A 13,435-nucleotide genomic window follows, 5' to 3' on the forward strand; every position below is an offset into this window, starting at 1 on the left:
GCAACACCTATTATAATTTCAATTTATTTTACTGATGGATCAAATTTCACACCTACATCTTTTGGACCACCTTCACTTCTTACAAGCTGAATAATTTTATTCGCTTCTTTTTGTGAATGCTTTGCCGATTTAACTGTTACTTTAATGTCCGTTCCATCAGCTCTTACAAGAGCATCTTTATATCCACCTTGAGATTTAATCACTGTCTCAAGTAATTGTTGCTTCGTTTCCATCGTAGTGATGGCATCAAGATTATCTTTCGCTTTACTCTTTTCTTCTGCTGAAGATTTTGATGACTTCATTACATTTTGTAACTTTTCTTTCTCTACACTACGCTGATCTTCCATTTGCATACGTAGCGCTGTAAAATTCTCATCGCTTGATTGAACTGTTACGCTAGCCTCTTTTTTACTTGTTTCTTTTTTGTCATTCTCTTTTTTGTCTGTTTCTTTATTTGTAGTTTCCTTGCTTGTATTTTCTTTTGTTGTCTCTTTATTTGTAGTTTCTTTCGTTGTTTCTTTTGTAACTGCTTTATCAACACCTTGCTTTTCTTGTCCCATCTTTTCACCCGTTGCCGGTGCTGCTGTATTCATTTTATCAGGAGTTGTTACGTAATAAACAGATAGTACAACCACTAAACTTAACATCGTTAATAGCCAAACCGTTTGTTTTTTTAACACTTTATTTCCTCCCTATCAATTTTTCGGTGATACTGAAACGCGATGAGCTGGTACATCTAATAATCGCGTCACAGCTTCTTTTACCATTGCTTTTATTTGTATATTATCCACTCCCTTTGCTACGACCAGAACACCTCGTACTTTCGGTTTCTCTGTTCGCAAAACAATTGGAGTTTCTTTATCACCTTCACGTATAATGACTGTCTTTTCATCAAGAGACTCGTCTTCTACTTCCCTTTTCCCGCCTGCTTTATCAGTTTCACCTGTCGTTTGTGAACGTTTTACTGTATTTTTCTCGAGTATTTTTTCTTCAGATGAATCTAAGTTCACTTTAATAGTTACATCTTTTACTCCGGCTATCTCTTCTAAAGAAGTTTTCAATTCTTGTTCATACGCTTTTTCGTATTTTTCTACATTTGACATATTATCATTGTTTTTTTGACCGAAAGTTGGTACATCTTTATCTTGGCTTTGACTTGTCTTTTCTTTAAACACAGGCACTTCTTCTTTTTTAGGTGATAAGAAATTACTAGAAAACATAAGCGCAATCCCAAGTATGAGTAGGACAAGCAAAAACTTAGGTGTTACCTTTTTCCCCTTCTCATTACTTTCTTTTCCATCCCCATTTAATAGGTTTCGAAAAAATGAGAACCTCGAATTTTTATCTTTATTGTCCATTTACGCTACCTGTCCTCCCTTCCATCTGAACTTGGATTTGTTTATCCTCTAGTTGCCACCTGCTTGAAAAGAAATCTTTCATTTCTACATTCGTTTCTTCTATTTTTTTTGGAGGTTCTTTCATATTAATTTCAATGGGCTTTACTGTTTCGATTGCATCATTTTTACTACGTTCTTTTTCTTTCAACATCACAACAACAGATTGAATATCTTTCGCTGACTTTACTTCTTCTGCATGTTCCACTGCGACTATTTGTATTTCAGAGACTGTCATACCATACTTTTTCTCAAACTCTTTTCCTACGTCTTTTTTCATTTTGGTAGCCATCTCTTCTAAACTATATGCACGTGTTAGAGCTTGTATTTCTTTTTTCTTCGAATCTATCGAATTTTTTACAGATCCATCTGCTACGTACTTTTCTTCATTGAAATTTGCGATAACTTCATTTACATCTGTTTGTAACAACTTAAATAGAGGCGTTAAAATTAATACGACTAACAATAGACTTACAACGAATTTAACGTACTTTTGCAAATTTGAATTTGGAAGAATAAGATGAAGCATTGTCGCTAAGAGTAAAAAAACGATAATATTTCTAATCCACTCTGTAACAAATTGCATACTCTTCACCTCCTACCGCATCATGAGAGTAATGTTCCCGGCAGCAATAATAATTGTGATACTTAAAAAGAACATAAATGATACGATAGCTAAGCAAGCAAATACGTAAATGATACTTCGTCCAATGATATCTAAACATTGAATAATTGCTCCTCCGCCTACTGGTTGCAATACTGCTGCTGCGAATTTATAAATAAACGCGATACAAAAAATTTGAATCGCTGGGAAAGCGACAATTAAGCATAAAATAACGAGCCCGATAATTCCTACTGTGTTTTTTAATAATCCAGATGCACTAATAACAGTATCCGCCGCCTCAGTAAACATCCTTCCTACTACAGGAATGAAGTTTCCTGTTACAAATTTAGCCGTTTTCACAGCTATACCATCAGCAACGGCTGAAGCCGTTCCCTGTACAGATAATACGCCTAAAAAAACCGTCAAAAAGATACCAATAATCCCAACACTAACGTTTTGCAAAAGCTTGGACAATTTCGTAACTTTATATTGATCACTCATCGTGCTTACAATACTTAATATAGTTGCAAGTAATAAAAGTGGTAGAACGATATAGTTCATAAGAAGCCCACTCGTATTCATTAAGAAAATGATGATTGGATGAAAAAATGATACAGAAACAACACCGCCGCCTGTTGCTACGAGTGCAAGTAAAATTGGTAATAACGCTAGTATAAAATCTACCATTGTTTGTATCGTCTCTCTTGCATATGTCATAACGACATAAAAACTATTTAAAGCGAAAATAATAAGTACCATGTATACGACTGCATCAGCGATTTTACTCACGCTACTCTTTGAAAAAGCAGATTGTAACGATTGCAACAATGCACTGAAAATCGTGAGCATAATGAGCGTTCCAAGTAACTTTCCATTTGCAACAAGCTCATGAAATAAATATTTTAGTAGACCTATCATCCACTCTTTTATGGAGAACTCTTTTTCTCCCTTTACAAACTCCATAAAGCTTCCTTTTTGACTCTCTGGTAAATAGCCTCCATACTTTGTAACAAGCCCGTCCCAAAATTGCTTCACATCTTCAATTCCGAGCTTATCCAATTGTTGATCAACGACGTTTGTTTCTATAGGAGAAGCTTGTACAACAATCGGTAAAGAAAAGAAAAGGAAGCAAGCAAATAATAGCTTAGCTCCAAACTTCCTCAACATTCACTCCCCCTTATCCCGTAGGTAAAAAACCGAGAATTGTTTCAATTACAACCGTCAAAATAGGAATTGCCATGACGAGAATTAAGATTTTCCCAGCTAATTCAATTTTCGAAGCGATTGCACCTTGACCAGCATCCTTTGTAATTTGCGCACCAAACTCAGCGATATAAGCAATCCCTATAATTTTCAATAACGTTTCTACATATACGTTGCTAACCTTCGCTTCACTCGCCACTCTCTCAATCATTTGTAAAATAGAATGAATTTGATCGATTAAGAGAAGAAACATCATGCTACCAATGAACACAATAAATAACGATGTAATACTAGACTTATGCTGATTTAAAACAGCAGCTAAAAATGTAGCAACGAGGCCTAATCCGACAATTTGTATAATTTCGATTCGAACCGCCTCCTTTACTGGAAGAGAAAGACACTTTTAATCTTGTCGAATAGAGTATTAATTAAAAATGCAACATGAAACAAAATAACGACAAAACCGACAAGGATAACCCAATTTGCAATATCCTCTCGCTTTAATTCTTTTAGTACAGTATGAATGAAAGCTAAAACAATGCCGATTCCGGCGATTTGAAATATTAATCCAACATCAATGGACATCGCCTTTCTCCCCCCTATAGCAGTAAAATTACGATAAGTAGCCCTGCTAGTACCCCTAAACTCTTTATCATTTTTTCATATTGTAGTTGTAATGCTTTCGCTTCTCCTTCTTCTCTCTCCAAATGTGTAATACATAAGCGAATATGTTTTTGCTGTGATTCACGATCATGTTGTCCAAGTGTTTCACCAAATTGTTGTAAGATTTCATACTCGGTTTGTTTAAACGCCGTTAACGTCCAGTTCTCCTTCAAACTATCAATCCAAGCTTCTCTAACTGTTTGCTCCCCGTCCTCTAGCCGTTTCGAAAAGCTTTGAAATATCCAATTTAACGGCTTCGGCATTTGTTTGACTAAACGCTCTGCAGCCTCAGATAACGGCGTGTGTCCATACATAATTTCAGCTTCTAATGATTGCAATGCTGCCTTCAATAACCTAAGTTGCCGCGGTCTCTCACTGTACCTTTTAGCGTATGAAAATCCGAAAAAAGTGCTAACAGCAACTATTAATACCGCACCAAATATTTTCACCATACGCCTTGAGCCTTTCTATGAGGTAATACTGATTTTCCATATTTATCTTTCACTTGCATAACCGTTCCTGGCCCTCTCGCTTTTGACAATTCCACAAACCGATCAAATACACCAAGTTCCAGCACCGCCTGTAACGATGGACGTTTCACAACATCATCATAAGAAAATCCATGTGCACTTATAAAAAGCTGAACGCCGGCATGCACCGCCTCCATAATTGCTTCACTATCTTCTTTACGTCCAATTTCATCTACGATTAATATGTCTGGGCTCATAGAACGGATCATCATCATCATTCCTTCAGCTTTTGGACAAGCGTCTAATACATCTACTCGCGTGCCAAAGTCATATTGCGGGATTCCTTTCACACAGCCCGCAATTTCTGATCGTTCATCAACAATTCCCACTTTACATGAAGGGATTTTCGAAGCACTTACACCTTGACTCATACAGCGTGCTACATCTCTTAAAAGTGTTGTTTTCCCCGTTTGCGGTGGCCCAATTACCATCGTGTTTAACCATCGCGATTCATAAAGATATGGCAGAAGCGGCTCAGCAATCCCTATTTTTTGACGGGCAATACGAATATTAAAAGAAGAGACATCCCGAATCATTTTCACTGCACTTTTTTCTGTAATGACTTTTCCTGCTAGGCCAATTCTATGTCCTCCTCGTAGTGTCACATATCCACGTTTCAATTCCTCTTCCATCGTATAAATTGAGAATTGACTTAATTTATTCAATAAATGGATTGCATCTTCCGCTGTAGCGATATAGTCATAGAAAAACACTTCTCCATGTGCGATACACTCTAGTGGCCTTCCAATTCGAACGCGAATTTCCTCTAGAGTATCGTATTGCTTACAACCTTCAACTAACTGTTTCATCGTTTTCGGTAAAACTTCTAATACTTCTTTCATAAGCTTCTCCCCACTATACTCGACTTACTATTTCAACAACGCGATAAAAATGCAGCCAATTCCAAGTGCTAGAAAAAAGAGTTTCAAGAAAGAAATCTCACTTGCTACACTCGCTATGCCAATTGTCATTGTTAAAATTAATACGGTCGGTCCAACAAACGCCAACATACCATTTATAAACAATGCTTTCTTCGCATCATTCACGTAAAGCATAAGCAAAGCGGCGAATATTTCCGCGCTTCCTGAAAACAACCGAAGTAACCCCATAACAAGCACGGATGTTTCCATTGCCGCTAGCCACTGTTTCATTCTCCCACCTTCTCCCATAACAGTTACTACTTCCTTCTTCTGAAAAAGAATATATTTGTACAACCATATGCAGAGGTTGTCTATTTCAGAAGTAAAAACATAATTTTTCTCTATCGACTTAATGTAAAACTGAATATTCTAATTATTTTATGGTATATTTAATAGAAAAGGAGCATAGATGATGAAGCAAGTTACTTTATTACCACTCGATTTACGATATGCAAATGTGCTTTTTGAGCTATCAAGCAATCCACATGTAAAAAATGCATTAGGGCTAAAAGTAGAATCAGTGGAAGATACAAAAACATTCATTCTTTTTGCAATTGAAGAGGAACGAAAAAAGCACTCCTTATCAAGAGTGATTGTAAGTGAGGAAAATGAAATAATTGGCCTCACGACACTTAAACATATTAATTACGAGCAAAAGCACTCACATATTGGAAGTTGGCTCGGCTATCAATATTGGGGAAGAGGATATAACGAATCTGCTAAAAAAGAGATCTTTAAAATCGCTTTTTTAGACTTGCAACTTACATACGTATTTGCCGGTGCTAAAACGAATAACATTCGCTCTTTAAAAGCACAAGAGAAACTACCTTACATTTCATTACATGTGGAAAAACAATTTCCAGACATACACGCTGCTTTGGAGAAAGAAGTAAAATCACCTTGCGTACTGCATGTTGTATCATGCGAAAAATTTTCAAATTGGTTGGAAGTACAAAATGAGGGGGGAAAATATGAAAGGATTGAAAATTAGTTTAACAATTGTAGTAAAATTAGCTATTATTTATCTTTTTTCAAAAATGGTCGGCTGGTCATTTATGGAGAGCTTTTTCCTTGGCAGTCTAGCAATATTTGCAATTACGTGGTTAATTATTATGAGTACCTTTAGAAATAACAATATGGATCATGCAACGAATAAAACTTTTACCGGTATTGAAACTGGTGAAATACGCCCGTTTCAAATTGTTTTGACTCCATATATTATGGGTACCCTTTCACTCGTCACAGTTAGTTTTGCTATAACTGCAATTTACTATCTGCCCTATTTCCTATAAAAAAAGCACTCGTGATAATCACGAGTGCTTTTCTACTATGCACGAGAAACGTATTTACCTTCACCAGTGTTGATGATAAGCATTTCGCCTTCGTTAATGAAGATTGGTACTTGTACAACAAGACCAGTTTCTAATTTAGCTGGTTTTGTTACGTTAGAAGCTGTGTCACCTTTAATACCAGGCTCTGTTTCTGCAACTTTTAATTCAACTGTGTTCGGAAGTTCAACACCAAGTATTTCATCTTGGTATGTCATAATAGATACTCCCATGTTTTCTTTTAAGAATTTTAATTCGCGCTCGATTTGGTTTTCACCAAGTTCGATTTGCTCATAAGTTTCGTTATCCATAAATACGTGAGACTCACCGCTCGCGTATAAGTATTGCATACGACGGTTTTCGATGTGTGCTTTTTCTACTTTTTCACCTGCACGGAATGTTTTCTCTTGAACAGATCCTGTGCGAAGGTTACGTAGTTTAGAGCGAACGAATGCAGCACCTTTACCTGGCTTTACGTGTTGGAAATCCATTACTTGCCAAAGGGCATTGTCCACTGAAATTGTTAAACCTGTACGAAAATCGTTTACTGAAATCATGTAAAAAAATCCTCCTGTGTATTACAAAATAATAAGTTCTTTTGGTGATTTCGTTATTACTTCATTACCTTCACTTGTTACAATGATATCATCTTCAATACGTACCCCGCCAACACCTGGAATATAAATACCTGGTTCTACTGTTACAGCCATACCTGGTTCAAGTACTGTATCAGAACGGAACGCTAAACCTGGTGCTTCATGGATTTCAAGACCGATTCCATGACCAGTAGAGTGTCCGAAGTATTCACCATATCCTTTTTCCGTTATGTAATCACGCGTTAATGCATCAGCCTCACGACCCGTTAAACCAGCTTTAATACCGTTCACACCACGTAGTTGTGCTTCTAAAACAATATTATAAATTTCTTTTAATTTATCAGATGGTTCACCGACTGCAATCGTACGAGTAATATCAGAGCAATATCCTTTGTAATAAGCGCCGAAGTCTAATGTAACGAAATCTCCTTTTTCTATCACTTTTTCAGATGCCACGCCGTGCGGTAATGCCGAACGAAGACCTGAAGCAACGATAATATCAAACGAAGAAGATGTTGCTCCTTGTTTTCTCATGAAAAATTCAAGTTCATTTGACACTTCAATTTCAGATACTCCCGGGCGAATGAATGATAGAATATGCTCAAAGGCAGCATCTGCAATCTGTGCAGCTTCCTTTAATATCTTAATCTCTGAATCAGTCTTTATCAAGCGTAACTTTTCTACAAGCCCAGAAGTTGGGATGAATTCAGCTTCGATCGCTTCATTATGCGTTACGTAAGAGCTATATGTAAGAGTATCTTGCTCAAATCCTAGCTTTTGAATTCCAAGTTCTTTAACTTGTTTCGCAACTTCATCAAGAATTAATCCTGCATGCTGCACTATTTCGTATCCAACCGCTTGCTTACTAGCTTGCTCTACATAACGGAAATCTGTAATAAATAGAGCACGCTCTTTTGAAATTAGTACAACACCAGCTGTTCCTGTGAAATTCGCCATATATCTACGGCTATGTTCATTCGTTAATACGATACCATCAATACCAGCCTCATCAAACGCACTTCTTAATCTCTCGATCTTTTCCATTACTTTATGCCTCCCTCAATTTCTCCATTAATGCAAATAACGCTAACTTATAGCCATAAAAACCAAATCCAACAATTTGTCCCGCACAAACAGCCGCCGTCACAGATTCGTGACGGAACGATTCACGCTGGTGAATGTTAGAAATATGTACTTCAATAACAGGAATCGAAATGCTCGCAATTGCATCTCGAATCGCATAGCTATAATGCGTAAATGCTCCAGGATTTAAAATGATCCCTTCATATATATCTTCAGCCTCATGAAGACGATCGATAATAGCACCTTCATGATTCGATTGGAAACATTCTAACTCCACTCCCATTTTCTCTGCTTCGTGTTTCATATCTGTTTCAAGCGTCGCTAACGTTCCTTTTCCGTATACATTTACTTCCCTAACGCCAAGGCGATTTAGGTTAGGACCATTTACGAGGAGTAACTTTTTCATTTTCTTAAAACTCCTTAATATTAAAAAATGTCTATACGACATTTTAACATAGGAATCACTTATTTGAATAGTTTGTCTTCTCGACCCCTTCTCCTCTATTTGTATTATTCGATTCGAATGCTACAGAATACGAAATAAAAACACCATATAATATAAAGATACATATTGTCGTTACAATTGTTTCTTTCGGTAAATGGAGTGCACTTTTAATAACAGGTGCCATTAGCCCCATCCCCAAAAATAATAATGCCCACCAAAACAAACCGTATAGTACGCCAGGGAATACTCCTTCAAACTTTTTAAAAAGGGCTTTATAGAGAAATGCCACTAAAATTGAAAGAAGTCCCATACAAACGATACCTAGTACATTTCCCCAAACCCCTTCTTTCCAATCTCCAAATGCAAACGGTAAAAGTAAATAGTTAGGTCCAGCTTCTGTAAATGAGAATATATGAAGGAAATACCATATACCTCCCCAAAATAAGCCACCAAATAAACCAATTTGTACAAAGTTTCTTATTGTTGATTGTTCTTGATTCACATTGACACCTCCGCTCACTAGTATGCCCGAAACTATTTTGAGGCATGTTTAAATCCTGCAAAATTTGTCTATAAAAAGAATAAGAAATGTCCGACTCTCGTAACATTTTCCCTTGTCATCTGCCTGTATTTGTCGATAAAATAAAGGAAACTCGGTGATTGTCTTATTTCAAGATGACAAAACCAAGTATGACAATTGCCTCTTTTTCTACATAAGAGAGAAACAAATACAGGTTGGTGTTAACATGGCAGAAGAGTCAAAACAAATATATGGCGGGCAGGCAGTCATAGAAGGAGTTATGTTTGGCGGTAGAGAATATACTGTTACAGCGGTTCGTCGTAAAGATAAATCGATTGAATTTTATCGTTTACCACGCGTTCGTAATAAAGCATTATCTCTACTAAAGAAAATTCCATTTTTACGAGGTATTGCCGCTATTGTGGATGCAAGTGCGAATGGAGCGAAACATTTAAACTTTGCTTCAGAACGATTTGATGTCCACCCAGAAGAAGATGAACAACTTGCAAATAAAAAAGAAGAACAATCAAAATTAACGATGGTATTAGGAGTTGCAGCAGTTGGCGTTTTATCGTTCATATTCGGTAAAGTAATTTTCACAGCAGTTCCTGCACTTTTAGCTGAATTAACGAGACCGATTTTCCCATCTCATACAGGGCAAATCATTGTCGAAAGTGTCATTAAGCTCATGCTATTATTGAGCTATATATACTTCATTTCTTTAACCCCACTTATTAAGCGGGTATTTCAGTACCACGGTGCGGAACATAAAGTAATCAATGCTTACGAGAATAACCTTCCACTGACTGTAGAAAATGTTCAAAAGCAAACTCGCCTCCATTATCGCTGTGGCAGTAGCTTTATAATATTTACAGTCATTATTGGAATGTTTGTTTATTTCCTAGTTCCTACAGATCCACTTTGGGCAAGGGTAGTAAACAGAATTTTATTAATTCCAGTTGTTCTCGGCATTTCTTTTGAAGTATTACAATTTACCAATCGATTACGAGATGTCCCTGTTTTGCGAGTACTTGGATATCCAGGATTATGGCTGCAACTATTAACAACGAAAGAACCAACAGATGATCAAGCGGAAGTTGCAATCGCATCGTTTGAAGAATTATTACGTTTAGAAAACAAACAATAATTATTTAAAAATGGTGTTCAACTCCTTTCCTCATCGTTAATATACTAATTTTAATATATGTTTTTAGGAGGTGTCCCTTATGAACGGTCGTTCGTTTACATTCGCTATATTTGTGCTTATTATCGGATTAGCAATATTCGGCCTTGTTTCATCTGTTATTACAAATCCAATGGAAGTATTGAAAAACATTGGTATCATGTTAGCTGTCGTCGGTATCTTTTACTTACTCTACAAAATGTTTACAAACTCTAGTGGTTCTGCAAATTCGCAAAGCTCATATAAGCGTGCAGCGAAACAATCGAACCGCAAACACGGGAAACAAAATGTAGCACCCCTAAGTAATTCTTTCTTGAAACGAAATGCTTCTGATGACAAGGGGAAAAAGGGTAATTCTCCATCGTTGAAAAGAAAAAGAAAACAATCTCATTTAACTGTCATTGAAGGTAAAAAAAACAAAAAGAAAGACCGTGCTTCCTTTTAGGAAATACGGTCTTTTTTATCTCAATTAGTATGGGCAAATAATCAGTGGGGATGAGAAAAGCCCCGACTGATTAAAGTTTCACTTTATATGTTGAAGTACTTCTTTCAAACTTTTATCTTTCATACTTTCGATACGAAGGTGATGGTTTTCAAATTGTAAATTTCTTGTCACATCATTAGGTACGACGACACATTTTAATCCTGCTGCCACCGCTGCTTTCAATCCATTTAATGAATCTTCAAATACAACAGCTTCTGATGGTTCAATTCCTAATTCTTCTATCGCAACTTTATAAAGAGCTGGATCTGGTTTTACCTTCTCTACATCTTCTCGCGTTTTAATCACTTCAAAATAATCTCTAATTTGTAGCTCTTCTAAAAAACGAACGACCCACTCCCTAGATGAACTAGAGGCTAATGCGATTTTCAATCCAAGTTCTTTCGCTTCTTCTAAATATTCTTTTACCCCGTCACGTGCTTTCGGTATTTTCATTTTTTCTTTATGTAAAGTTGTTACTTTTTCCTTTAATGTATGCTCATTAAACTTTTCTTTTAATTGCTCTTTTAAATATGCATAAAGCACTTCATCTGTCGTTCCAATACATTTCGCAAATTCCTCTAAAGGTAACTCGCTGCCGTATTCACGAACAGCATCTCTGAAAGAGTGAAACCATATTGTTTCTGTGTCCACAATTAATCCATCAAAATCAAAAATAATCGCTTTCATGATTCTCCCGTCCTTTTCGATTGAAATAAAAAAGGAAACGCCACACGTTCCCCTTAATTACTTTTCTCTTCATTTGCTTTTTGAACACCACGAAGTGTTTCTACTCGAACTTCATCTTGTTCAAAGTATTGTACTAAATCACCGATACGGTCAATTGATTCCCAACTTAAATGATGTTCAATTCCTTCTACATCATTATAAATTTTGCTTTCATCCACACCGATAATGCGCATAAACTGTTCTAACAATTCATGACGATATACGAGACGTTCTCCGATTTTTTTACCTTTTGATGTTAATACAAGCCCTCTATATTTTTCATAAATTAGATATTCGTCTTTGTCTAATTTTTGTACCATTTTTGTTACAGAGGATGGATGTACACTAAGCGCTTCAGCAATATCAGATACACGGGCATAACCCTTTTCATCAATCAACAAATAAATTTGTTCAATATAATCTTCCATACTAGGGGTAGGCATCGGTTTCCTCCATCCAATTTCATTTTGCTTATTCCGTACGAAGCAATCAATAAAATGATACACCAGAAAGAATAACGTGACAAGGTGGAAACGAGCCTAAATACATAAAACAAAAAAAGAATCCAGATTTCCCTTATGTAAAATATTGAATTTCTGCATCGGGAAAATACTCATATATATAACCTCGTATTGTTTCTTCCAATACTTCTGCATCATCCTTTTGATATACATATTTCCCAATACCGTATCGTCCCCATTTATATTTCCGCTTCTCTTCATCCATTTCAAGTTTCGTATTCGGATAACGTTCTTGAATGACTTTTTTGGCTGGTTTCGTAAAACGATGTTGAATTAATTCGAACGTTAAATTTGGTATCGTCATGTCTTTTAACTCATTGTACAATCGTTCAAACAATTCACGGTACCCTTCTTCCCACCCTTCATGCATATAAATTGGCGCAACAATAAAGCCAAGAGGATAATTAGCCCCCGCTACTTTACGAGCAGCCTCAATTCGCTCTTCAAATGGCGATGTCCCTGGTTCAAAATTTTTAATCACATAACGTGAATTAATACTAAATCGAAAACGCGTTTTCCCATTATGCTTTGCATCTAATAAATGATCAACATGCGAATATTTCGTAACGAAACGTAAACGTCCATGTTCACTTTCTCCGATAAACTCTATCGCCCGCTTTAATGCATGTGTCAAATGATCAATTCCAACGATGTCTGATGTACACGCCGCTTCAAATCTTGTTATTTCAGGGGCCCTTTCATCCATATATTGCTTTGCCTTCTCAAATATTTCATCTAGATTCACATACACCCTTACGTAAGGTTTGCTCCCAAGTGTCGTTTGCAAATAACAATAATGACAATGCCCCATACATCCTGTTGCAAGCGGGATTGCATATTCAGCTGAAGGTTTTGATGTATCGAACTTTAACGTCTTCCTCACCCCAACGACAAGTGTTGCTTTTGCATTACGATACTTTTGCAATTCATTTTCCCCTGGAAAATTTCTAATTTGATTATGTGATGTCGTTTCACGAATTTCTAATCCCATCTTCGTAAACTTCTCATAAAGCTCTTTTCCAAGCGGATATTCGAGTGCCCTCGGTTCAAAGTAAACGAGTTTTGGCATAAATGGTTTCATGTGCTTCCCTCCTCTCGTTAGTATGGGAAGCACATGAAAATTAACACAGATTAAAGTTTTCCACTTCAGTAACTTGCGTTGCAAGTTACTGACTGTTATAATTCGGATAACAGCTACCTTGCAAGGCAAGTTACCTGGATAAAAGGTGGTGAAA

General features: G+C 36.5%; 20 protein-coding genes. 4 read left to right on the top strand and 16 right to left on the bottom strand.

The window, feature by feature from the left end; all coding sequences use genetic code 11:
* Positions 1 to 23 precede the first annotated feature (23 nt).
* Genes ABH960_RS11905 through ABH960_RS11945 form a run of 9 tightly spaced genes read right to left on the bottom strand, consistent with a single transcriptional unit; the run spans position 24 to position 5,545 of the window.
* On the bottom strand, positions 24 to 680 hold the full coding sequence (locus ABH960_RS11905) for a SpoIIIAH-like family protein (RefSeq protein WP_002067104.1): 657 nt from the start codon (positions 678 to 680) through the stop codon (positions 24 to 26).
* 15 nt (positions 681 to 695) lie between these two features.
* The gene (spoIIIAG, locus tag ABH960_RS11910) at positions 696 to 1,358 is read right to left on the bottom strand and encodes a stage III sporulation protein AG (protein ID WP_404445313.1); all 663 of its coding nucleotides are present in this window, start codon (positions 1,356 to 1,358) and stop codon (positions 696 to 698) included.
* The gene (gene spoIIIAF / locus ABH960_RS11915; RefSeq protein WP_404445316.1) at positions 1,348 to 1,980 is read right to left on the bottom strand and encodes a stage III sporulation protein AF; all 633 of its coding nucleotides are present in this window, start codon (positions 1,978 to 1,980) and stop codon (positions 1,348 to 1,350) included. The genes spoIIIAG and spoIIIAF overlap by 11 nt, the downstream gene beginning before the upstream one ends.
* A 12-nt stretch (positions 1,981 to 1,992) precedes the next feature.
* Positions 1,993 to 3,165: a stage III sporulation protein AE gene (spoIIIAE, locus tag ABH960_RS11920; protein ID WP_002067101.1), complete on the bottom strand. Its 1,173-nt coding sequence runs from the start codon at positions 3,163 to 3,165 to the stop codon at positions 1,993 to 1,995.
* A 10-nt stretch (positions 3,166 to 3,175) separates the two neighbouring features.
* On the bottom strand, positions 3,176 to 3,559 hold the full coding sequence (gene spoIIIAD, locus ABH960_RS11925) for a stage III sporulation protein AD (RefSeq protein ID WP_078172833.1): 384 nt from the start codon (positions 3,557 to 3,559) through the stop codon (positions 3,176 to 3,178).
* Positions 3,560 to 3,582: 23 nt separating this feature from the next.
* Positions 3,583 to 3,786, bottom strand: coding sequence for a stage III sporulation protein AC (gene spoIIIAC / locus ABH960_RS11930; protein ID WP_000020914.1), 204 nt, complete (start codon positions 3,784 to 3,786; stop codon positions 3,583 to 3,585).
* A gap of 14 nt (positions 3,787 to 3,800) precedes the next feature.
* Positions 3,801 to 4,316: a stage III sporulation protein SpoIIIAB gene (gene spoIIIAB, locus ABH960_RS11935; protein ID WP_002088574.1), complete on the bottom strand. Its 516-nt coding sequence runs from the start codon at positions 4,314 to 4,316 to the stop codon at positions 3,801 to 3,803.
* Positions 4,310 to 5,236, bottom strand: coding sequence for a stage III sporulation protein AA (spoIIIAA, locus tag ABH960_RS11940; RefSeq protein WP_404445323.1), 927 nt, complete (start codon positions 5,234 to 5,236; stop codon positions 4,310 to 4,312). Before spoIIIAA ends, spoIIIAB begins: the two co-directional genes overlap by 7 nt.
* Before the next feature lie 27 nt (positions 5,237 to 5,263).
* Positions 5,264 to 5,545 (bottom strand): YqhV family protein, encoded by a 282-nt coding sequence (locus ABH960_RS11945; RefSeq protein ID WP_000816054.1) that lies wholly within the window; start codon positions 5,543 to 5,545, stop codon positions 5,264 to 5,266.
* A 178-nt stretch (positions 5,546 to 5,723) separates the two neighbouring features.
* Between ABH960_RS11945 and ABH960_RS11950 the strand changes: the two genes are divergently transcribed.
* Positions 5,724 to 6,305, top strand: a complete 582-nt coding sequence (locus ABH960_RS11950; protein WP_404445327.1) for a GNAT family N-acetyltransferase — start codon at positions 5,724 to 5,726, stop codon at positions 6,303 to 6,305.
* The gene (locus ABH960_RS11955) at positions 6,286 to 6,606 is read left to right on the top strand and encodes a hypothetical protein (protein ID WP_404445330.1); all 321 of its coding nucleotides are present in this window, start codon (positions 6,286 to 6,288) and stop codon (positions 6,604 to 6,606) included. Before ABH960_RS11950 ends, ABH960_RS11955 begins: the two co-directional genes overlap by 20 nt.
* Before the next feature lie 35 nt (positions 6,607 to 6,641).
* Here the strand turns inward: ABH960_RS11955 and efp are convergent, their stop codons facing one another.
* Genes efp through ABH960_RS11975 form a run of 4 tightly spaced genes read right to left on the bottom strand, consistent with a single transcriptional unit; the run spans position 6,642 to position 9,268 of the window.
* Complete coding sequence (efp, locus tag ABH960_RS11960) at positions 6,642 to 7,199, bottom strand: elongation factor P (RefSeq protein WP_002129052.1); 558 nt, start codon at positions 7,197 to 7,199, stop codon at positions 6,642 to 6,644.
* A gap of 21 nt (positions 7,200 to 7,220) precedes the next feature.
* Positions 7,221 to 8,282 (bottom strand): Xaa-Pro dipeptidase, encoded by a 1,062-nt coding sequence (gene pepQ, locus ABH960_RS11965; protein WP_002015050.1) that lies wholly within the window; start codon positions 8,280 to 8,282, stop codon positions 7,221 to 7,223.
* A 4-nt stretch (positions 8,283 to 8,286) separates the two neighbouring features.
* Complete coding sequence (gene aroQ, locus ABH960_RS11970) at positions 8,287 to 8,727, bottom strand: type II 3-dehydroquinate dehydratase (RefSeq protein WP_002015049.1); 441 nt, start codon at positions 8,725 to 8,727, stop codon at positions 8,287 to 8,289.
* 55 nt (positions 8,728 to 8,782) lie between these two features.
* Entirely contained in the window at positions 8,783 to 9,268 is a 486-nt protein-coding gene (locus ABH960_RS11975; RefSeq protein ID WP_002015048.1) for a YqhR family membrane protein, read from the bottom strand.
* A gap of 244 nt (positions 9,269 to 9,512) precedes the next feature.
* Between ABH960_RS11975 and ABH960_RS11980 the strand changes: the two genes are divergently transcribed.
* Both ABH960_RS11980 and ABH960_RS11985 read left to right on the top strand, forming a co-directional pair.
* Positions 9,513 to 10,433: a DUF1385 domain-containing protein gene (locus ABH960_RS11980; RefSeq protein ID WP_002015047.1), complete on the top strand. Its 921-nt coding sequence runs from the start codon at positions 9,513 to 9,515 to the stop codon at positions 10,431 to 10,433.
* 79 nt (positions 10,434 to 10,512) lie between these two features.
* Positions 10,513 to 10,914 carry an SA1362 family protein gene (locus ABH960_RS11985; protein ID WP_002015046.1) on the top strand — a complete coding sequence of 134 codons (402 nt, stop codon included), beginning with the start codon at positions 10,513 to 10,515 and terminating at the stop codon, positions 10,912 to 10,914.
* Positions 10,915 to 10,992: 78 nt separating this feature from the next.
* Here ABH960_RS11985 and ABH960_RS11990 read toward each other — a convergent pair whose 3' ends face one another.
* The 3 genes from ABH960_RS11990 to splB all read right to left on the bottom strand — a co-directional run bounded on the left by ABH960_RS11990 (position 10,993) and on the right by splB (position 13,281).
* Positions 10,993 to 11,640, bottom strand: a complete 648-nt coding sequence (locus tag ABH960_RS11990) for an HAD family hydrolase (RefSeq protein ID WP_050000317.1) — start codon at positions 11,638 to 11,640, stop codon at positions 10,993 to 10,995.
* Between the two features lie 53 nt (positions 11,641 to 11,693).
* Positions 11,694 to 12,122: a transcriptional regulator MntR gene (mntR, locus tag ABH960_RS11995; protein ID WP_001143080.1), complete on the bottom strand. Its 429-nt coding sequence runs from the start codon at positions 12,120 to 12,122 to the stop codon at positions 11,694 to 11,696.
* A 133-nt stretch (positions 12,123 to 12,255) separates the two neighbouring features.
* Positions 12,256 to 13,281, bottom strand: a complete 1,026-nt coding sequence (gene splB / locus ABH960_RS12000; protein WP_002067092.1) for a spore photoproduct lyase — start codon at positions 13,279 to 13,281, stop codon at positions 12,256 to 12,258.
* Positions 13,282 to 13,435 lie beyond the last annotated feature (154 nt).

The organism is Bacillus sp. RC252 (assembly GCF_044909215.1).
Lineage (GTDB): Bacteria > Bacillota > Bacilli > Bacillales > Bacillaceae_G > Bacillus_A > Bacillus_A mycoides.